We start from the raw sequence: 20,215 nt of genomic DNA on the forward strand, positions 1-20,215 counted from the left end.
CCACTTTCGGGACATCTGGTGTCCCGAAAGTGGCTTTCGCGACACGGCTGCGGAGGATGAGCGGGTGGGCGCGAGCGGCGTGCCGATGGGCCCGATCGCGTGTCCCCAATGCCACATTGGGGACATCTCACCCGAGCACCGCACTGGCCAGCTTTTGGCCCTGTCTAGAAAGCGTGATTTGGCTCTGTGGGTTGGACCAAAAAGCGGCCATCGTGAGGGCATGGACAACGAACGAAGAGGCGTGACGATCGGCGTACTGGGGGTGCTGATCGTCGGCGCGTCCGTGCCGGTGACGGGAATGCTCGACGCCTACCCGGTGATCACCGGGCAGGCGCTGCGGTACGCGCTGGCGGGCGTGCTCCTGCTGGCGTGGGCGCGGCTGAGCGGACGCCCGTTGCCGCTGCCGGGCGCGCGCGACATCCCGTCGCTGATCGCCCTCGCGGCGACCGGCATGATCGGGTTCCAGGCCTGTCTCCTGTTCGCTCAGCGCTACGCCGAACCTGGTCTGGTCGCCGCGTTCCTCGGCGGCACGCCGCTCGTGCTCGCGCTGGCGGGCCCGCTGGCCAAGAGGAAACGGCCTTCACTGGCACCGGTGACCGGGGCGGTGCTCGCCGGCCTCGGCATCGCCGTGTTGTCGGGCGGTGGTGCGGCGCGCTGGCAAGGTCTGGTGCTCGCGGCGCTGGCGATGGTGTGCGAAGCGCTCTTCACGCTGCTCGCCGTCGGCGTGCTCGAGAGGCTCGGGCCGTTGGCGACCGCGACCTGGGGGTGCTTCGCCGCGGGCGCGGGCGGCGCGATCGTCGGGACGATCGCCGACCCGTCCGGCGCCTGGGCGTGGCCGGACGGGCGTGAACTGATCGCGCTCGGCTACCTGACGGTCGTCGTCACCGCGATCGCTTTTCTTCTTTGGTACTCGGCGGTTTCGGCGCTGGGCGCGGATCGGGCCGGGGTGCTGGTCGGGCTGATGCCGGTCTCCGGCCTCGCCGTCTCTCTCCTGCTGGGCATGCAGGATTTCCGCTTCTCCCAAGTGATCGGAGTCGCGCTGGTGTCTTCAGGGGTCGCGATCGGCCTGCGCCGTCGCAAGCTCGGCGAGCCTGGCGCACTTGACGTCGAAGTGCTTGACGACGTCGCCGCCGATGATCGCGACCATGACCGAGCGCAGCGGCCCGCCCATGGTGACCTTCTGGACGAACTCCGTCCCGCCGTCGACCTCGGTCAGGGTCAGCACGAGATCCATGGCGCCCAAGGGAATCGGCTGGCGGAAGGCGATCTCGCGGTCCTCGATCAGGGACGTGATCGTGAACGGCTCGGCGACCCGTGAGTGCACGCGGCCGCGGAATCCGTTAGGTACGAGGAAACCGGTCGAGCCCGCCTCGGCGGGGCCGTGCAGTTCGACGCAGGCGAGGTCGGGATCCCAGTCGGGCCACCGGGTGAAGTCGGCCAGCGGCGCCCAGAGCGCGGACGGCGGGCAGGGGAGGATCTCGCGGGACGTTCTGGTCCAGGTCATACCCGGACGATATACGGAACTGACAGTCTCGTAAACTGGGGCATGGCGAGAGGCAGGCCGAGGGAAGAAGGAATCGACGACGCGGTCCGCGAGGCCGTGCGGGCGTTGCTGACCGAAACCGGTTACCAGCGCTGCACGATCGACGCGGTCGCGGCGCGGGCGGGGGTCGGCAAGGCCGCGGTGTACCGGCGGTGGCGGTCGAAGGCGGAGCTCGTGTTCGCCGCGGTGATCCATCCCGTCGAGCTCGAACCACCGTCGGACACCGGCTCGCTGCGGGGCGACGTGGCCGCGGTCCTCGCGGTGATCCAGTCCTCTTTGGACGGTGCAGAACTCCGGCAGGCGCTGCCCTCGCTGCTCGCCGACGTCCGGGCGGACCCGGCGCTGGAAGCCCGGTTCGGCGAGGTGTTCCTCGGCCGTGAACGCGGCTACCTGGTCCAGATGCTGGATCGGGCCGGCCCCCCCCCCCCCCCCCCCCCCCCCCCCCGATCCGGCTCTCGTGCACGCGCTTCTGCTCGGCCCGGTGCTGACGTGGCTGCACCTTTTCACCGAGACACCGCCTTCGGGTGGGCTGGCGGCTTCGCTCGCCTCACCGCTTCATGCGGCTGTGGTCGCGCTCGGCGCTTAGCGGCCTCCGCGTGCCATGCGGAGTACGTCGAGAGCCTCGTCCAGCTGGGCTTCGGTGAGCTTGCCGTTCGCGACGTGACCGCGTTCGATCACGACCTCGCGGATCGTCTTCAGCTCCTTGAGCGCCTGCTTCGCGATGGCGGCGGCCTCTTCGTAGCCGATGTACTTGTTGAGCGGCGTCACGATCGACGGCGACCCTTCGGCGTACTCGCGCGCGCGGTCGGCGTTCACCGTCACGCCCGCGAACACCTTGTCCGCCAGCAGCCGCGAGACGGCCGCGAGCAGCCGCGCCGATTCGAGCACGTTGCGCGCGATCACCGGCAGGTTCACGTTGAGCTGGAAGTTGCCCGCCGCGCCGGCGAAGGCCACCGCCGCGTCGTTGCCGATCACCTGGGCGACCACCTGCAGCGTCGCCTCCGGGATCACCGGGTTCACCTTGCCCGGCATGATCGACGAACCCGGCTGGAGATCCGGCAGCGCCAGCTCGGCGAGCCCGGTGCGCGGGCCGGAACCCAGCCAGCGCAGGTCGTTCGCGATCTTGTTCAGCGACACCGCGACCGTGCGCAGATGCCCGGACGTCTCGACGACGCTGTCCTGCGTCGCCTGCGCCTCGAAGTGGTCGCGCGCCTCGGTCAGCGGGAGACCGGTCACCGAAGCCAGTTCCTGCGAGACCGCCGCGCCGAAACCCTCGGGCGCGTTCAGCCCGGAACCGACCGCGGTCCCGCCGATCGGCAGTTCACCGAGCCGCGGCAGTCCCGACTTCAGCCGCTCGACCCCGAACCGGACCTGCGACGCCCACGCGCCCGCCTCCTGACCGAAGGTGATCGGCACGGCGTCCATGAGGTGCGTGCGGCCGGACTTCACGATGTCCGCCCATTCGCCCGCCCGCGTCTCGATCGCGGCGGCCAGGTACTCCAGCGCCGGGATCACGTCGGACAGGACGGCCTCCGTCGCGGCGACGTGGATCGTCGTCGGGAAGGTGTCGTTCGAGGACTGCGAGGCGTTGACGTGGTCGTTCGGGTGCACGTCGCGGCCCAGCGCCTTCGACGCGAGCGTGGCGATGACCTCGTTGGCGTTCATGTTCGACGACGTCCCGGAACCCGTCTGGAACACGTCGATCGGGAAATGCGCGTCGTGCAGGCCCTCGGCGACCTCGTCGGCGGCCTTCGCGATGGCCTCGGCGACCTCGGCGTCCAGCACGCCGAGCCGCGCGTTGACCCGCGCCGCGGCGGCCTTCAGCAGGCCGAGCGCGCGGATCTGGGCGCGCTCCAGGCCCCGGCCGGAGATCGGGAAGTTCTCGACGGCGCGCTGCGTCTGCGCGCGGTAGAGGGCGTCGACGGGGACGCGCACCTCGCCCATGGTGTCGTGTTCGATCCGGTATTCCTGTTCAGCCATACCCCAAGTCTCGCGCAGCGCCTCGCGGCGCGCTCCGTGTCTTTCGGCACGCGAGGGCTAGGATCGAATGTGTTCTCGATCACGCCGCCCACCACCGGCCGGGAGAGTGCCGAATGAGCGAGTCCGCTGGGGAAACGTCGTACGACCTCGTCATCATCGGGGCCGGTCCGACGGGCCTGTTCGCCGCCTACTACGCGGGATTCCGCGGCCTTTCGATGGCCGTCGTGGATTCACTGCCGGAAGCCGGCGGACAGGTCACCGCGATGTATCCCGAAAAGATGATCTACGACGTCGGCGGGTTCGCCGAGGTCCGTGGCCGCGATCTGGTGCGGGGCCTGCTCGATCAGGCCGCGCCGTTCGAACCGGCGTATCTGCTCGGGCGCAAGGCCGAGAAACTCGAAAGCGTCGAAGGCGGCATCACCGTCACCCTCGACGGCGGGCAGGTCCTGCGCGCCGGTGCGGTGCTGATCACCGCCGGGATCGGCGAATTCACCCCGCGGCCGCTGCCCGCCGGCGACGGCTGGCTCGGGCGTGGCATGGTCCATTTCGTGCCCTCGCTGAAGGCACACGAAGGGCAGCACGTGGTCGTCGTCGGCGGCGGGGACTCGGCGTTCGACTGGGTGCTCGCGCTGCACCCGGTCGCCGCGAGCGTCACCCTCGTGCACCGGCGCGCGAAGTTCCGCGCGGCCGAGTCGATCGTGCGGCAGGCGCGGGAGCTGGGCGTCCGGATCGTCACCGACGCCGAGGTCACCCGGTTCCTCGACCGCGACGGCACGCTGGCGGAGGTCGAGATCCAGGTCAAGGGCGCCGAACCCGAGGTGCTGCGCGCCGACACGGTCGTCGCCGCGCTCGGTTTCACCGCGGATCTCGGGCCGATCGAAAGCTGGGGACTCCAGATCGACCACCGCGCGATCGCCGTCGACTCGACCATGGCGACGCCGCGGGAGCGGGTCTACGCGGCGGGCGACGTCGCGGCGTATCCGGGGAAGGTGAAGCTGATCGCGACGGGATTCGGGGAAGCGGCGACGGCGGTGAACAACATCGCGGTCATGCTGGACCCGGACGCGCATCTGTTCCCGGGGCACTCGAGCAACGCCGAGTAGCGTCACGCGGCGGGCGGCGTGATCTTCTCCGCGATCCACTGCGCGTACGCCACCACCGAAGTCGCGATCGACGGCGAAGTCGCGCACACCGGGTCCGCGTTACCCGGACGGCTGATGGTGCCCAGCAGCACCCACTTCTCGTCCACCTTGGCGATCTCCGGCCCGCCGGAATCGCCGTAGCACGAACCCGTGTTCCCGCCGGGGTTGTCGGTGCACAACTCGACGGCACCGTCGAACTTCGCGGTGCACCGCGCGCCTTCGACGATCTTCGTGTCCAGCTGCCGCAGCTTCGCCGGACCCTTGCCACACCCCGAAGTCGGGCACGTCTGGCCCCAGCCGAGCAGCCGCGTCGGCGTCCCGGGCGCGACGACGGCCCCGATCGTGATCGGCGCCGCCTTCACCGGGGCGGCCAGCCGCACCAGGGCGAGATCACCGCCCGCGTGCTCGGGCTCGGGGTTGTAGGACGGGTTCACGATGATCTCGGCGAGCTTCGCGATCTCACCGCCCTGGGTGTTGTCGGTGCTGCCGATCCGCGCGCTCAGGTTCGCCGGGTTCTTGCCTTCGACGCAGTGCCCGGCCGTCACCAGCCAGTCCGCCGCGATCAGCGTCCCGGCGCAGAAAGCCTTGCCGGAGACCGAATGCAGGGACGCGATGAACGGATACGGCTCGTCGGCCTCTCTGCCGCCGACGAGGTCGCCCGCGCCCGTGGCCTGCCCGGCCGGCGTGAGGAGCATCGCCGCGAGCAGGACCACGAGCACGCGCTTGAGCACGGTTTCTCCTTAGGGGAGCGGGGGAACCACGTCGTCTTCCAGTGAGTCGTCGAGGTGACCGTCGAAGTTGACGGACGAGTACGAGCGGAGCTTGGTCAGCCGGTGGTAGCCGTCGATCATCCGGACGGTGCCGGACTTCGAGCGCATCACGATCGACTGGGTCGTCGCGCCGCCCGCGCGGTAGTGCACGCCGCGCAGCAGGTCGCCGTCGGTGACGCCGGTGGCGCAGAAGAACACGTTGTCACCGCGGACGAGGTCGTCGTTGCCGAGCACGCGGTCGAGGTCGTGGCCCGCGGCCAGCGCCTTCTCACGCTCCGCGTCGTCCTTCGGCCACAGACGGCCCTGCAGTTCGCCGCCGAGGCACTTCATCGCGCAGGCCGCGATGATGCCTTCGGGGGTGCCGCCGATGCCGAGCAGCATGTCGACGCCGGTGCTCGGCCGGGCCGCGGCGATCGCGCCCGCTACGTCGCCGTCGGAGATGAAGCGGATCCGGGCGCCCGCCTCGCGGACCTCCTTGATCAGCTTTTCGTGCCGCGGCCGGTCGAGGATGCACACGGTGACGTCGGAGACGCTGGAGTTCTTGGCCTTCGCGACCCGGCGGATGTTCTCCGCGATCGGGGCGGCCAGGTCGACCTTGCCCGCGGCGTCCGGTCCGACGGCGAGCTTCTCCATGTAGAACACCGCGGACGGGTCGAACATCGCGCCGCGTTCGGCGACCGCGAGCACGGCGAGCGCGTTCGGCATGCCCTTGGCCATCAGGGTCGTGCCGTCGACCGGGTCGACCGCGACGTCGCAGTCCGGACCGTCGCCGTTGCCGACCTCTTCCCCGTTGAACAGCATCGGGGCTTCGTCCTTCTCGCCCTCGCCGATGACGACGACACCGCGCATCGACACGGTCGAGACCAGCTGGCGCATCGCGTCCACCGCGGCACCGTCCCCGCCGATCTTGTCCCCGCGCCCGACCCAGCGTCCCGCGGCCATCGCGGCGGCTTCGGTCACGCGGACCAATTCCATCGCGAGGTTGCGGTCGGGGGCTTCGGGGCGTCGAGAAGAGCTGGCGGACGAGGTGGGGGTGGGCATGCGGCCTCCCGGGTCAGGAACTCGGCGGGGTCCCAGTCTCTCAGATACCCGCGGCGGTTCGGTGGCACAGGAGCATGGTGAACGTCACTGACCGTCGCCGGTCTCGTCCTCGACGGACGAAAGCGCCGCCTCGATCCGCTCGCGCGCGCCCTCCAGGTGGTGCTCGCAGACCTTCGCCAGCTGCTCGCCCTTCTCCCACAGGGCGAGCGACTGTTCCAGGGACAGCCCGCCCGCTTCGAGCTCGCGGACGACCTCGACGAGCCTGTCGCGGGCCTGTTCGTAGCCGAGTTCGGCGGTCTCGCTCACGCTGTGCTTCCTTCTACCGGACGTCGGTGCTTGCCGATACCCGCGCACACTACCGCGCCGGCCATGGCGTTGTCGTAACCCACGAAGGCGAGGGCGAACTCCTGGCCGTCACCCTCCGCGATCGCCGCGACCAGGTTCTCCTGGGCCCGCGCCACCCGTTTGCGCTGCACCGTGCCGTCCGCGAACCACCATCGGGTGCCGACGTGTTCGGCCGTCGCTTCGGAGAGCTTGCGCAGCTGGGCGTCGAGACCCCGCTTGGTGGCGAAGTCGCATCCGGCCAGCAGCACCGTCCAGCACTCCGCGGCCGCGCGGTCGGTCAGCAGCGCGTTGCGCAGCACCTCGGGCGCGCCGGCACGTCTCGCGGCGTCGATGGTCAAAGGCAGGAAACTCGCCGTCAACGCTCCTCCTCCGGCGTACCCGACACGACGGCGCCGAGCGCGCCGTCGACCACGCGGACGCGCAGTTTCGCGCCGTCCGCGACTTCGGAGACGGACCGGAGTACCTGGAGGTTGCCTTCCGCGTCGGTGTACTGCACCACGGCGTAGCCGCGTTCGAGGGTCGCCGCCGGGCCGAGCGCGGTCAGCCGCGCGCGGGCGCTGGCGATCTCGGCCTGGTCCTTCGCGAGCAGCGTGAGCATCGCACGCCGCCCGCGTTCGCGGTGGATCTCGACGTCGTCCGAGCGCCGCCGGATCGGGCCGAGCGGGTCGGCGAGCACGGGACGGCTGCGCATCTGGTTCAGCAGCCTGACCTGGGTGTCCACCCAGCCGTGCAGCGCCCGGCGGCCGCGATCGCGCATCTGGCGGACGCGCTGGGTCTCCTCGCGCACGTCGGGCACGATCCGCTTGCTGGCGTCGGTCGGCGTCGAGCAGCGGAGATCGGCGACGTGGTCGAGCAACGGGGTGTCGGGCTCGTGCCCGATGGCGCTGACCACCGGCGTCCCGGCCGCGGACACGGCGCGGCACAGCGCCTCGTCGGAGAACGGCAGCAGGTCTTCCACGCTGCCGCCGCCGCGCGCGATCACGATGACGTCGACGTCCGGATCACGGTCCAGTTTGGACAGTGCCTGAAGGATCTGCGGGACGGCGAGCGAACCCTGCACGGCGGTGTTGATCACCTTGAACGCGACATGCGGCCAGCGGGCCTGCGCGTTCACCAGCACGTCGCGTTCGGCGGCGGAGGCGCGGCCGGTGATCAACCCGATTCCCTTGGGCAGGAAAGGGATCTTGCGTTTGCGTTCCGGCGCGAACAGGCCCTCGGCGGCCAGCAGCCGCCGCAGCCGCTCGATCCGCGCCAGCAGCTCGCCGATGCCGACCGCGCGGATCTCGTTGGCGCGCAGGCTCAGCGAACCGCGGTTCATGAAGAACGTCGGCTTCGCGTGCACCACGACGCTCGCGCCCTCGCGCAGCGGCGGTTCGATCGTGCGCAGCAACCCCATCGGGCAGGTCACCGACATCGAGACGTCCGCGGACGGGTCACGCAGCGTCAGGAACGCGGTGTTGGTGCCTTGGCGGGCCGAGATCTGCGTGACCTGGCCTTCGACCCAGACCGCGCCGAGCCGGTTGATCCACTCGCCGACCTTGCGGGCGACCGTACGGACCGGCCACGGGTTCTCGGCGGTGGTGGACGGGCCCGCCGTCGCGGAGGTGGGTTCGGCGCTCACTGGCCTTCCGCGCTGTCGCCGTCGCCGTCGGCCTTCTTCACGTTGCCGATGCGCCGCGCGAGCATGCCGACGAACGAAGCCCTGTCGGCGTTCGCCTTTTCGTAGGTCAGCAGCTCTTCCAGCTGCGCGAGGTCGAACCGGCGCAGGCGGGCGCGCAGCTGCGGCAGGGTGAGCGTGTCGTAGTCGTCCAGCCCGGCGGGGCCGGAGGTGACGGGCGCGCTCCCACCGGCGACACTGTCGAACTCGCCGTCGGCGTGATCCTCGGCGAGCGCGCGCTCCTCTTCGGCCCACGGGTCTTCGGTGAGGGCTTCGAGGTCGTGCAGGCGCCCGTTCGTCTCCGCGCGCGGTTCGGGTACCTCAGGGTCTTCCCGGTCTTCCCGCAGCGGGATGACGCACGAGTCGCGCTCGTACCGGCGTTCGCCGAGGTCCGGCGGGAGATCTTCGTCGAAGGTGGCCCAGCTGGGCGTGTCCTCGACCGGGCGGAGGCCCGCCAGCACGTCGTCGCCCTTGATCGCGAGTTCGGTGACGTGCTGCTGGACGCGCATGGAGAACTGGAGCACCTGGCTGACCACCGTGACGGGGAGCCCGGTGAGCTGCTTGGGAAGTTCGCGAACCCGCTCGGCGGTGGTGACGGCGAGGCCCGCGGCGACCCGGAGGGGGAGCGGGAGAGGCTTCATGCGTCTAGCCTGCCGTATCCGGGCCATCCTGCCCAACCGAACGGGTGTGTCGGCTCACCGGACGTGACTCCACGCACATCCTTTGGAGGGGTTCCCTGGTCACCTGAACGTGAGTGCGAGGAGCCCCCGGGGCAGCCCGTACCCTGGGGGCATGAGTTCTGCGAGTCCCGGAATCACGCCCGCCGGCAGTCCGACGATCACCGAGTCCGGTGTGCCGGCAGGTGGCAAACGTGTCCTGCTCGCCAAGCCACGCGGCTACTGCGCCGGTGTCGACCGCGCGGTCATCGCCGTCGAGAAGGCACTCGAGCTCTACGGCGCACCGGTGTACGTGCGCAAGGAGATCGTGCACAACCGGCACGTCGTGGACACCCTGCGCGAACGTGGCGTGATCTTCGTCGACGAGACCTCCGAGGTGCCGGAAGGCGCGCTGGTGGTGTTCTCCGCGCACGGCGTCTCGCCCGCGGTGCACGCCGAGGCCGCCGAGCGCAACCTACGGACCATCGACGCGACCTGCCCGCTCGTGACGAAGGTGCACAAGGAAGTCAACCGGTTCGCGAAGGACGACTACGACATCCTGCTGATCGGTCACGAAGGCCACGAAGAGGTCGAAGGCACGGCCGGCGAGGCGCCCGACAAGGTGCAGCTCGTCGACACCGCCGAAGACGTCGACAAGGTCGAGGTCCGCGACCCGTCGAAGGTCATCTGGCTGTCGCAGACCACCCTTTCGGTCGACGAGACCATGGAACGCGTCGATCAGCTGCGGGACAAGTTCCCCGGCTTGGCCGACCCGCCCAGCGACGACATCTGCTACGCCACCACGAACCGCCAGGTCGCGGTCAAGGCCATGGCCGCCGAGTGCGACCTGGTGCTGGTGGTCGGTTCGCAGAACTCGTCCAACTCGAAGCGGCTGGTCGAGGTCGCGCTGAAGGCGGGGGCGCGCGCGTCGCACCTGGTCGACTTCGCGCACGAAGTCGACGAAGCGTGGCTCGAAGGTGTCGAGACCGTCGGTGTCACCAGCGGTGCTTCGGTGCCGGAGGTGCTGGTCATGGACCTGCTGGCGTGGCTGGCCGAGCGCGGCTGGGACAGCGTCGACGAGGTCACCACGGCCAACGAGAAGATCGCGTTCGCGCTGCCGCACGAGCTGCGCAAGGCCGCGAAGGCCTGACCTTCCTTACGAGAAAGGGCCGTCCGAGGACTTCCTCGGGCGGCCCCTTCTTTTGATCGGGCTCAAGCGCTGGTCAGCGGCTCACGTGGTAGCAAAGGTCCCTTGCTTCACCGCTCGTCGTCCCACGGCCGGCGGCGAGGCGGCTGCCCTCCGCGGCGCGGATCGTCCGCGCGCGGCGGACGACGGCGCGGGGCACCGGGGGCGCTTTCGCCGCGGGGGTCGCGACGGCGCGGTTCGCCGTCTTCCGGCGGACGCGGCCGCCGGGGCTGACGTCCCGGTGGCGGCGGCTTGCGGGCACCGGGCTCGGCGTCACGGCGGGGACGTCGCTCGTCGTCGACCGGTGGGCGGCGGCGGGGCGGCGCACCGTCACGCGGCGCGCTGTCTCGCGGAGCGCCGCGGCGGGACGGCGGGGGCGGGGTCTGGCCGGTGCGGGACGCGGGACGACCACGGCCCGGCGCGGCGGCCGCGGCGGGCCGGGCGGCGGGTTTGCCCTCGTCGCGACGTTCCGGTTTGGTACCCGGCTTCACCTTGACCGGAGCGTCGGGATCGCGCTCGCGGTAGATCCGGAAGACACCGATCGCCAAGGTGACGCCGGTGGTGATGGCCATCGTCGGGAAGCCGTTGATCAGCGGCGTGCCGACGTCGAAGGCTCTCGACAGCAGATCCGTGCCCTTGCTGCCGTCCGAGGTCAGGAGGATGACCCCCGGGACGGTCACGGCGAGGACCAGGGGCGGCTGCACCATCGGGCCGAACAGCCCGCGGCGCTGGACGGCCACCACGGCGGCCACCGCGCCGAGCGCGTAGCAGGCCTTGAACAGCAGGCCCAGGTCCTTCTGCATCATCATGTCGACGAAGGCGCCAAGGATGGCGAGCCCGAAACCCACCAGGACGGCCGCCCACCAGGGCAACCCGCGCCTGGCGCCGACGAGCGGACGCTCGTCCCAGGCAACGGGGACGTCGTCGGCATCAGGATCGCTCTGGCGATCGCGAATCGCGGTCACAGGTCCCACCGTATATCCAAGCTGCGGGCATACCGCCAACAGGCGGTGTGTCTATCGCCTGGTAGTGGTCATTCCGGACCACCCGGACGGACTGTCCGGATGCTTACCGGAAGTACTACGCGTGAGGGGCGGACAAGGTTGTCGGGCCCGGCGAAATGGAGCCTCCGATTCCGGAAGTCGCAGGTGGAGAGGTGCGGTTCGCATCCGAGGCCGGGCTGCTGCGGGACCGCGCGTTTGCCCGGGCCGGCTACAGGAAGTGCTTGGTGGGTGCTCGAGTGTTACGGCGAATGAGGGGTGTGTGGAAAGAGGGGCGTTCAACGTCCCTATTTCCACACACCCCTCTCAGACCACTCGCGGCGGACTGTGTGGATTTCTGGTCGTCCAACGCCCCAAAATCCACACAGTGGGGCGTCGCATGGCGGCTGACCTGCCCTGGCGGCTCCCCGCGATGGTGTCGCGAAGCCACTTTCGGGACACCAGACGTCGCGAAAGTGGCTTTCGCGACACGTCAGTTACCCCTCAAGCCACTCACGAGGCCGGGAGTTCGTCCGCCTTCCTGATCAGCGGGACCGGCGCCGGGCTGCCCGCGGCGTCGGTCAGCGGCGAGACCGTGCTCCGGAAGCTTTCGAGCGCCTCCAGCTCCCGTCGCCGGGCCGAGATGAAGCGCTGCAGGTGGGTGCTCGACAGGTTCAGCGCGTCGACCGCGTTGCCCGCGGCCCGGTGCGCGGCCGCGGCGCCCGCCCGGACCTGCTCGACGTCCTCGACCAGCGCCCGTTCGGTCGCGGCGAACAGCGCGGCCGACGCCAGCACGGCGAACCCGGTCGGCCCGCAGAGGAAGACCCGCCGGTCCAGCATCCAGCGCAGCAGTTCCGGGTCGGTGTCCAGCGCGGCCACCACGGCCGCGTCGGACGGGACGAACATGATCGTCCCGTAGATCGCGTCGGCCCAGCGCTGGTAGCCCTTGCCCGCCAGCTCGGCCGCCCGCGACCGGAGCTGCCGGACGTGGACCCGCAGCGCGTCCAGCCGTTCTTCGGGGTCGTCGGTCTCGACGGCCTCGGCCCAGCAGGCCATGCTCGCCTTCGCGTCCACCGGCACGGTCCGGCCGCCGCCGACCCGCAGCACCATGTCCGGTTTCGCGGCGCCGCCGCCCGCCAGATCCGTTTGCAGCGTGAAGTGCAGCTCCTCGCGGAGCCCGAGCGCGCGTGCGGTCTCCAGGAGCACCTGCTCGCCCAGCTCGCCCCGGCCGCTGATCGAGGCGAACGCGACCTCGTACCGGCGCAACGCGAGCTGCTGCTGATCGGCCTTCGCCCGCTCGGCCGCGACCTGTTTCGCCGCCGCGTCCGCCCGCCGCATGCCGTCGTTGTACAGCCGCCACAACAGCGCGACGGCCACGAGCAGCAGCAACGCGAGCACGACGGCCGCGGTGGTGATCACCGTCGCCACCGCTACCTCCCCTCCGGATCCGAGTCGGGGACATCATGGCGGAACCCACCGACAAAAACGGGACGGCGTGGTCGCGCTCCGTATCTGACCTGCGCCGTCCCCGGCGTGTCGGAAAGCGCAGTGCCGTCAAGGGCGCGCCTCCCCTCTCCGGCCGGTGCTCGGCCCTACCTTGGGCTGCGTGAAGCTCCTGCACACGTCCGACTGGCATATCGGCCGTACCTTCCACGGCGCCGATCTGCTCGCCGAGCAGGAAACCGTGCTCGGCCATCTCGCCGACCTCGTGGCCGCCGAGTCGGTCGACGTCGTGCTCGTGTCCGGGGACATCTACGACCGCGCGGTGCCCTCGGCGGAGGCCGTCCGCGTGGCCACGACCGCGCTGGGCCGGATCCGCCGGGCCGGGGCGGAACTGGTGATGACACCGGGCAACCACGACTCCGCGCCGCGGCTGGGCGCGTTCGCCGAGTTCGCCGCGGCGGGCGGGCTGCACCTGCGCGCCACGATCGACGGGCTCGCCGAGCCGGTGCTGCTGTCCGACGAGCACGGCGAGGTCGCCCTCTACGGGATCCCGTACCTCGAACCGGAGCCCGCGCGGCACGCCCTCGGCGTGCCCGAGTCCCGCGGTCACACCGGCGTGCTCACCGAAGCGATGCGGCGGATCCGTGAAGATCTCGCCGGGCGGCCCTCCGGAACGCGGTCGGTGGTGCTCGCGCACGCCTTCGTCACCGGCGGCGAGCCGACCGAATCCGAGCGGACCATCGCGGTCGGCGGCGTCGAGCAGGTGCCGGGTTCGGTGTTCGACGGTGTCGACTACGTCGCGCTCGGCCACCTGCACGGCCCGCAGACCCTCGCCGAGCACCTGCGCTATTCCGGGAGCCCGCTGGCGTACTCGTTTTCCGAGACGCGCCAACGGAAATCGGTCTGGCTCGTGGAACTCGGCGCCGACGGGCTCGCCGAGGTCCGGCGGCACGAACTGCCGGTGCCACGCCACCTCGCGATGTTGCGGGGCGAGCTGGCGGAGCTCCTTTCGGATCCGGAGCACGACGACCTCACCGAACACTTCCTTTCCTTCACGGTCACCGACCGGGTCCGCCCGATCGACGCCATGCGCAAACTGCGTGAACGGTTTCCGTACGCGGTGCACATGGACTGGCAGCCGGAAGGCGGGCACGACGGTGCCGCGCTGAAGTACGCCGAAGCCGTCCGCGGGCGATCCGACGTCGAGATCACCCGGAGTTTCCTGCAGGACTGCCGCGGGTCCGCGCCGTCGGAAAGCGAGGAGCGGCTGGTGCTGGCGGCGCTGGGCGCGGCGGGCAGGGAGCGCGAAGTATGAGGCTGCACCGGTTGGAGGTCGCCGCCTTCGGTCCGTACGCGGGCCGCGAGGTGGTGGACTTCGACGTGCTCGGCGCCGACGGGCTTTTCCTGCTGCACGGTGACACCGGCGCGGGGAAGACGACCCTGCTCGACGCGATCGCGTTCGCGTTGTTCGGCACCGTCCCGGGCGCGCGCGGCGAGGTCAAACGGCTGCGCTGCGACCTCGCCGAGCCCGACCAGGTCACCGAGGTCGTCCTCGAACTGACCGTGCAGGGCCAGCGGATGCGGATCGCGCGCAACCCCGAGTACCAGCGGCCGAAGCGCCGTGGCGAGGGGATGACCCTCCAGCAGGCGAAGGCGGTGCTGAGCTGGGTCGGCACGGTCCCCGCCGGGCACGTGGCCGAGGGCATCACGCGGATCGACGAGGTCGCGCGCACGGTCGAGCGGCTCATCGGCATGACGCACGAGCAGTTCTTCCAGGTGGTCCTGCTGCCGCAGGGCGAATTCGCGCGGTTCCTGCGCGCGAGCACGGCCGAACGCGAGGAATTGCTGGAGCGGCTGTTCGGCACCGAGCGCTTCTCCGACGTCGAGAACTGGTTCGCGAATCTGCGTGCCGAGCGTGGCCGCGAGTTGCACGCGCGGCAGCAGACTTTGCGGGAGTGGGTCGCCCGGTTCGCGCAGGTCGCGAGGCAGGAACCGCCCGAGGAAGGGCAGGCGGAGTGGGCCGGAGAGGTGCTCGCCGAGTCGGCACGGCGCGTCGCCGAAGCACAGGAGCGCGACACGAAGGCACGTACGGCGGCCAAGAAGGCCGAAGCGGTCTGGCAGGAGAACCGGTCCATCGCCGAACGGATCCGCCGGGTGCGCACCGCCTACACGCGGCTGTCGGTGATCGCCGAGCAGGCGGGCCAGCGTGCGGAGTGGGCGGAGGAGGTCGAGGCGGCGCATCGCGCGGCGGGTGTCGTCGCGGAGGCGGACCTCCTTGAACGCAGGCTCGATCAGCTCGCGGAAGCCGAAGCCGTTGAGGCGCTCCGGGCTCAGGAAGTACCGGACGCGGCGGAGAGTCCGGCCGCCGAGCTTCGCGCTCGCGCCGGCGGGTTGCGGGAAGAAGCGGGCGCGCTCGCCGAACTGGTGGCGGAAAGCGAGCAGCAGCAACAGGACCTGATCCGCCGCGAGCAGCTGAACGCCATCGCCGAGAAGGCGAAGAAGCAGGCCGAGGACTTCGCCGCCGAGCTGGGCGCGGCGCCCGAGCAGGTCGCGGCTTTGCGGGCCGAAACGGCCGCTGCCGCCGAAGCCGAAGCGAAGCTCGACGGTGCCCGCGCGCGCGTCGACGAGCTGACCGCGCTGGCTCGCGACGCCGAAGAGGTGCCCAAGACACGTCAGGCCGTCGAGCGGGCACGTGCGGCCGTCAGCGAGGCCGTGGACAGCCATCAGCAGGCCCGTCAGCACCGCCTGGACCTGCGGGAACGGCGACTCGAAGGAATGGCGGCCGAACTCGCCGCCGGTCTTCACGCCGGCGAGGACTGCCCGGTCTGCGGGTCGGCGGAGCATCCGTCCCCGGCGACGCACACCGGCGGTCTGGTCGATCCCGCGGACGAACGCCGCGCCGAAGCCGCGGAACAGCAGGCGCACGCGCGGCGCGAGAAGACGAAAGCCGCGTTGCAGGAGGCCGAAAACCGCCTGGCCGTTTTGATCGAGCGGTTGGGCGAGCACACCGCCGAGACACTGCGGTCCGGGCTCGCCGAAGCGCGTGACCTGGTCGCCACGCTGTCTGAAACGGCTCGTCGAAAGCCCGCTCTCGAGACGCGGCTCCTCGAACTGGAACGGAAGATCGAGCAGCTGACCGAACGGCGCGGGGCGGCCGAACGCCGCGCGGTCGAGGTCGCGACCGAGGTGCGCGGGCTGACCGAGCGGCTGGCCGAGCGCGAGCGCCGGTTGGAGGCCGCCCGTGGTGAATTCGCCGACGTCGCCGCACGACGACGTCATCTGCTCGGCTTCGCGGCCCGCCTCGACGCCCTCGCCGAAGCGCGGCTGGCTGTCGCGGGTGCCCGCGAGCGGCGTGACGAGCAAGCGAAACTGGTCAAGGAAGCGTTGCGGGCCAAGGGTTTCGCGGATCTCGACGAGATGCGCGCCGCGGCGCGGCCGGACGAGCAGATCACGAAGCTGGAAGCCAGTCTCGCCGACGCCAAGGTGATGGAGCGGGCCGCCAAAGAGGAACTCGCGCAGCCCGAGTTGTTCGGCATCTCGCCGGAGGACGAGATCGACGTCGGTGCTTCGGCGGACGCGGCGCAGGAGACACGGGCCGAGGCCGAGCAGGCTTTCGCGGCGCTGCGGACGGCGAAGACGCGGCACACGGACCTGACCGCGCTGGCCGAGCGGATGACGTCCTTGATGACGGAGCTGGCGCCGGTCGAGGAGGGCTATCTCGAACTGAAGGCGCTGGCCGAGGTGGTCAACGGACGCGGGCAGAACGCGCGCAAGATGTCGCTGCGCTCCTACGTCCTCGCCGCGCGGCTCGAAGAGGTCGCGGTCGCGGCGACGGCTCGCCTGCGGACGATGAGCCAGGGCCGCTACTCCTTCGTGCATTCCGACGCGGCCGGGGCGCGGGGCACCCGTGGCGGGCTCGGCCTCGACGTGCTCGACGACTACTCGGGCACCATCCGGCCCGCGAAGACGCTTTCGGGCGGCGAATCCTTCCTCGCGTCACTCTCGCTGGCCCTGGGGCTTGCGGACGTCGTCGCCGCCGAAACCGGCGGAGCGCTGCTGGACACGCTGTTCATCGACGAGGGCTTCGGCACGCTGGACGCCGAAACGCTCGACATCGTCATGAACATCCTCGACGAGCTTCGCGCCGGCGGCCGCGTGGTCGGACTGGTGTCGCACGTGGAAGAGCTGCGGCAGCGGATCCCGACGCGGCTGCGGATCCGGAAGTCGCGTACGGGGTCTTCGGTGGAGATCCACGCCGCCTGACCGGTTCCCTCGTGAGTGGTAAGGACGGTTCTAACCGTCCTTACCACTCACGAGGCTGTTCAGGCGGCTTCGTGCGTCAGCAGCCACTGCTTCGCCGGGATACCCCACCGGAAGTTCCCCACGCCGCCGCCCGTCCGCACCACCCGGTGGCACGGCACGAACAACGCCGCCGCGTTCTTCGCGCACGCCGACGCGGCCGCCCGCACCGCCGCCGGATTCCCCGCCAGCGCCGCGTACTCCGCGTAGCTCACCGGCTCGCCCGCCGGCACCTTCCGCAGGATTTCCCAAGCGTGCTCCCGGAAAGCGCCGGACCGCTGCCGCACCTCGACGTCGGCGACCGCGCCCAGGTCGCCGTCGTGGTAGCGGCGGATCGCGGTGCTCACGGGGCCGAGGTCCCGTCGCTGCTTCACTTCGCCAGGAGCCAGCGACGGCGAGATCAGCGGCGTCAGCTCGCCGACGTCGCCGGTCCAGCCCGAGGCGAGCACGGCACCGTCACCCGCCACGACGGCGGTGAACGGCCCGATCCTGGTGTCCATTGTGGACCAATACGCGATGCTCATCATTCTCCCTTTTCGGCACGCCACAGGTACATGCCGGCGTACGAGGACCAGGGCTGCCAGGCCCGTCCGCGTTCGGCCAGCGTCGTTTCGTCGTCCGCGATGCCCAGCGCGGCCGCTCCCCGGCGCAGCGCCGGATCACCGGTCAGCAGGATGTCCGGCGCGCCCAGCACGCGCATCAGGACGTAGTCCGCGGTTCCCGGCCCGATTCCCGGGAGGTCCAGCAGCTCCGCCCGCAGCTCCAAGGGATCGCGGCCCACGTGGACCGCCACCCCGTCCGCCAGCGCGCGGGCCACCGCGGCCACCCGTTCCGGGCCGTGTTCGGCGACCTGGGCCGCCGTCGGGAACAGCGTGGTCAGCCCGTCGAGCGCCTCGTCGCAGCTGGGCAGGCGTTCGCCGAGGCTCTCGGCGAGCTCGGCCGCCTCGGCGGGGGAGAGCATCGCGCGCAGCACGAGCTCGTCGCCGTCGACAGTGCCGGGCACCCGGATCCCGGGCATCGTCTCGACCAGCGGCGCGAGGGCGGGGTCGGCCCCGAGGACCCGCGCGACCGCTTCCGGGTCGGCGTCGAGGTCGAGCAGCCGCCGCACCCTGGCCACCGCGCTGCTCAGGTCGCGCAGGTCGGCGAGCCGCAGGTCGCAGCGGACGTGGTCGTCCTTCGCGGTCAGCCACACGACGCCGGTGCCGTGCGCGAGCCGCAGCGTGCGCCCGTATCCGGTCACTCCGGAATCGTCGCGCGTCACGTGCTCGACGCCGGGGACGGCCTGCTCGGCCAGGAAGTCCAGCACGCCGGCCGCGTCGAACGGCTTGCGGAACGGCAGCCGCAGGCTCAACCGGGTCCCGGTCGGCAACTCCTCGGCCTTGCGACGGCGCAGGCTCGCGGCGCGAAGCTGCGAAGGCGTCGTCGCGAAGACCTCCCGGATCGTCTCGTTGAACTGGCGGACGCTGGAGAAACCCGCGGCGAACGCGACGTCGGTCAGCGGGAGCCCGGACATCTCGATCAGCAGCCGCGCCGAGTGCGCCCGATGGGCCCTGGCCAGAGCCAGTGGTCCGGCGCCGAGTTCTGCGGTGAGGACGCGGCCGAGCTGCCGTTCGGAATAGCCGAGCCGCCGCGCGAGCCCCGGGACGCCGTCGCGTTCGACGGTCCCGTCCGAGATGAGCCGCATCGCCCGCGCGGCGAGGTCGGCCCGGATATCCCAATCGGGTGAGCCGGGGACGGCGTCGGGCAGGCAGCGGCGGCAGGCGCGGAAGCCGTTGGCCTGCGCGGCCGCCGACGTCGGGTAGAAGCGGACGTTCTGCTGCTTCGGCGTCGACGCGGGGCAGGACGGACGGCAGTAGATCCCGGTGGTGGAGACGGCCATGATGAACTGGCCGTCGAACCGGGAATCACGGGCGGCGACGGCGCGGTAACACCGTTCGGTGTCGCGCCACACCGCCCGTTCGGCCAAGGTCTGCTCGGTCATGACATCGATCGTGCCACCAGGTCGGGGGCGCGGCTGGCGGAAATCCGACACGGCGATCAAGGCCTCGGCGGATGGGGCGGCGGGCGGCACGTAGACTTCTGGCCCGTGAGTCTCACCCTCGGCATCGTCGGCCTGCCCAACGTCGGCAAGTCCACCCTGTTCAACGCGCTGACCCGCAACGACGTGCTCGCGGCGAACTACCCGTTCGCGACGATCGAGCCCAACGTCGGTGTCGTCCCGCTGCCGGATCCGCGGCTGGACAAGCTCGCCGGGATCTTCGGCTCCGAGCGGATCGTGCCCGCCGTCGTGTCCTTTGTGGACATCGCGGGCATCGTGAAGGGTGCCTCGGAGGGGGCGGGCCTCGGCAACAAGTTCCTCGCGAACATCCGCGAGGCCAACGCGATCTGCCAGGTCATCCGCGTGTTCGACGACCCGGACGTGATCCACGTCGACGGCCGGATCGACCCGGGCAGCGACATCGAGACGATCAACACCGAGCTGATCCTCGCCGACCTGCAGACCCTGGAGAAGGCGCTGCCGCGGCTGGAGAAGGAAGCGCGGACGAAGAAGGAGAACAAGCCCGCGCTCGACAACGCGGTCAAGGCCAAGGAGATCCTCGACGCCGGCCGGACGCTGTTCCAGGCGCAGAAGGAGGTCGACTTCGAGGCGCTGCGCGAGCTGAGCCTGCTCACCACGAAGCCGTTCCTCTACGTCTTCAACGCCGACGAAGGCATCCTCACCGACGAGTCGCGCCGCGAGGAGCTGGCCAAGCTGGTCGCCCCGGCCGACGCGGTGTTCCTCGACGCCAAGGTCGAAGCGGAACTGCTCGAACTGGACGACGAGGAGTCCGTGCGCGAGCTGCTGGAGTCCGTCGGCCAGCACGAGCCCGGCCTGTACTCGCTGGCGCGCGCCGGTTTCCACACCCTCGGCCTCCAGACGTACCTGACCGCGGGCCCCAAGGAGTCGCGCGCCTGGACGATCCCGCAGGGCGCGACCGCCCCGCAGGCCGCGGGCGTCATCCACACCGACTTCGAACGCGGCTTCATCAAGGCCGAGGTCGTCTCGTTCGACGACCTGGTCGAGAACGGCTCCATGGCCGCCGCCCGGTCCGCGGGCAAGGTGCGCATGGAGGGCAAGGACTACGTCATGGCCGATGGCGACGTGGTGGAGTTCCGCTTCAACGTCTGACGAC

The 20,215-nt window shown here is 70.9% G+C and carries 17 protein-coding genes and 2 pseudogenes; 7 read left to right on the top strand and 12 right to left on the bottom strand.

Annotated features, from left to right (window positions below; all coding sequences use genetic code 11):
* Positions 1-220: 220 nt before the first annotated feature.
* Positions 221-1,051 (top strand): annotated as a pseudogene (locus ACXIZN_RS39735) (DMT family transporter); the annotation flags it as partial.
* Here the strand turns inward: ACXIZN_RS39735 and ACXIZN_RS39740 are convergent.
* Positions 1,049-1,504 (bottom strand): SRPBCC family protein, encoded by a 456-nt coding sequence (locus ACXIZN_RS39740; RefSeq protein ID WP_457959896.1) that lies wholly within the window; start codon positions 1,502-1,504, stop codon positions 1,049-1,051. The pseudogene ACXIZN_RS39735 and the gene ACXIZN_RS39740 sit on opposite strands and share 3 nt — an antisense overlap.
* Positions 1,505-1,546: 42 nt before the next feature.
* Here ACXIZN_RS39740 and ACXIZN_RS39745 point away from each other — a divergent pair.
* Positions 1,547-1,897: pseudogene (locus tag ACXIZN_RS39745) on the top strand (TetR/AcrR family transcriptional regulator); the annotation flags it as partial.
* A 228-nt stretch (positions 1,898-2,125) separates the two neighbouring features.
* Here ACXIZN_RS39745 and ACXIZN_RS39750 read toward each other — a convergent pair.
* Positions 2,126-3,523 (bottom strand): class II fumarate hydratase, encoded by a 1,398-nt coding sequence (locus tag ACXIZN_RS39750; protein ID WP_457959897.1) that lies wholly within the window; start codon positions 3,521-3,523, stop codon positions 2,126-2,128.
* 113 nt (positions 3,524-3,636) lie between these two features.
* Here ACXIZN_RS39750 and ACXIZN_RS39755 point away from each other — a divergent pair, with 113 nt between their 5' ends.
* On the top strand, positions 3,637-4,626 hold the full coding sequence (locus ACXIZN_RS39755) for an NAD(P)/FAD-dependent oxidoreductase (protein WP_457959898.1): 990 nt from the start codon (positions 3,637-3,639) through the stop codon (positions 4,624-4,626).
* Positions 4,627-4,628: 2 nt separating this feature from the next.
* On the opposite strand, the gene ACXIZN_RS39760 is transcribed toward ACXIZN_RS39755, so the two are convergent.
* The 6 genes from ACXIZN_RS39760 to ACXIZN_RS39785 all read right to left on the bottom strand — a co-directional run bounded on the left by ACXIZN_RS39760 (position 4,629) and on the right by ACXIZN_RS39785 (position 9,119).
* A complete protein-coding gene (locus ACXIZN_RS39760; RefSeq protein WP_457959899.1) occupies positions 4,629-5,396 on the bottom strand; it encodes a S1 family peptidase in 768 nt (255 codons plus the stop codon).
* 9 nt (positions 5,397-5,405) lie between these two features.
* A complete protein-coding gene (gene glpX, locus ACXIZN_RS39765) occupies positions 5,406-6,476 on the bottom strand; it encodes a class II fructose-bisphosphatase (protein ID WP_034305363.1) in 1,071 nt (356 codons plus the stop codon).
* A gap of 84 nt (positions 6,477-6,560) precedes the next feature.
* A complete protein-coding gene (locus ACXIZN_RS39770; RefSeq protein WP_126737489.1) occupies positions 6,561-6,782 on the bottom strand; it encodes an exodeoxyribonuclease VII small subunit in 222 nt (73 codons plus the stop codon).
* Complete coding sequence (locus tag ACXIZN_RS39775; RefSeq protein WP_457959900.1) at positions 6,779-7,180, bottom strand: hypothetical protein; 402 nt, start codon at positions 7,178-7,180, stop codon at positions 6,779-6,781. The genes ACXIZN_RS39770 and ACXIZN_RS39775 overlap by 4 nt, the downstream gene beginning before the upstream one ends.
* Entirely contained in the window at positions 7,177-8,442 is a 1,266-nt protein-coding gene (gene xseA, locus ACXIZN_RS39780; protein ID WP_457959901.1) for an exodeoxyribonuclease VII large subunit, read from the bottom strand. The genes ACXIZN_RS39775 and xseA overlap by 4 nt, the downstream gene beginning before the upstream one ends.
* Positions 8,439-9,119, bottom strand: a complete 681-nt coding sequence (locus ACXIZN_RS39785) for a lipid droplet-associated protein (RefSeq protein WP_457959902.1) — start codon at positions 9,117-9,119, stop codon at positions 8,439-8,441. Before ACXIZN_RS39785 ends, xseA begins: the two co-directional genes overlap by 4 nt.
* Before the next feature lie 151 nt (positions 9,120-9,270).
* Between ACXIZN_RS39785 and ACXIZN_RS39790 the strand changes: the two genes are divergently transcribed.
* Entirely contained in the window at positions 9,271-10,284 is a 1,014-nt protein-coding gene (locus ACXIZN_RS39790) for a 4-hydroxy-3-methylbut-2-enyl diphosphate reductase (RefSeq protein ID WP_457959904.1), read from the top strand.
* Positions 10,285-10,391: 107 nt separating this feature from the next.
* Here the strand turns inward: ACXIZN_RS39790 and ACXIZN_RS39795 are convergent, their stop codons facing one another.
* On the bottom strand, positions 10,392-11,285 hold the full coding sequence (locus ACXIZN_RS39795; RefSeq protein ID WP_457959906.1) for a DUF6542 domain-containing protein: 894 nt from the start codon (positions 11,283-11,285) through the stop codon (positions 10,392-10,394).
* Positions 11,286-11,813: 528 nt separating this feature from the next.
* Positions 11,814-12,728 (bottom strand): DNA recombination protein RmuC, encoded by a 915-nt coding sequence (gene rmuC, locus ACXIZN_RS39800; protein ID WP_395875043.1) that lies wholly within the window; start codon positions 12,726-12,728, stop codon positions 11,814-11,816.
* A 178-nt stretch (positions 12,729-12,906) separates the two neighbouring features.
* On the opposite strand from rmuC, the gene ACXIZN_RS39805 reads away from it, so the two are divergent.
* A complete protein-coding gene (locus ACXIZN_RS39805; protein WP_457959908.1) occupies positions 12,907-14,058 on the top strand; it encodes an exonuclease SbcCD subunit D in 1,152 nt (383 codons plus the stop codon).
* Entirely contained in the window at positions 14,055-17,006 is a 2,952-nt protein-coding gene (locus ACXIZN_RS39810) for an AAA family ATPase (protein WP_457959910.1), read from the top strand. The genes ACXIZN_RS39805 and ACXIZN_RS39810 overlap by 4 nt, the downstream gene beginning before the upstream one ends.
* A gap of 59 nt (positions 17,007-17,065) precedes the next feature.
* On the opposite strand, the gene ACXIZN_RS39815 is transcribed toward ACXIZN_RS39810, so the two are convergent.
* Together ACXIZN_RS39815 and ACXIZN_RS39820 are read right to left on the bottom strand one after the other, a co-directional pair.
* The gene (locus tag ACXIZN_RS39815; protein WP_457959912.1) at positions 17,066-17,566 is read right to left on the bottom strand and encodes a methylated-DNA--[protein]-cysteine S-methyltransferase; all 501 of its coding nucleotides are present in this window, start codon (positions 17,564-17,566) and stop codon (positions 17,066-17,068) included.
* A complete protein-coding gene (locus ACXIZN_RS39820) occupies positions 17,566-19,023 on the bottom strand; it encodes a DNA-3-methyladenine glycosylase 2 family protein (protein ID WP_457959914.1) in 1,458 nt (485 codons plus the stop codon). The genes ACXIZN_RS39815 and ACXIZN_RS39820 overlap by 1 nt, the downstream gene beginning before the upstream one ends.
* A gap of 105 nt (positions 19,024-19,128) precedes the next feature.
* On the opposite strand from ACXIZN_RS39820, the gene ychF reads away from it, so the two are divergent.
* Positions 19,129-20,211 (top strand): redox-regulated ATPase YchF, encoded by a 1,083-nt coding sequence (ychF, locus tag ACXIZN_RS39825; protein ID WP_126737449.1) that lies wholly within the window; start codon positions 19,129-19,131, stop codon positions 20,209-20,211.
* The last annotated feature ends 4 nt before the right edge of the window (positions 20,212-20,215 follow it).

The organism is Amycolatopsis sp. TRM77291 (assembly GCF_054166285.1).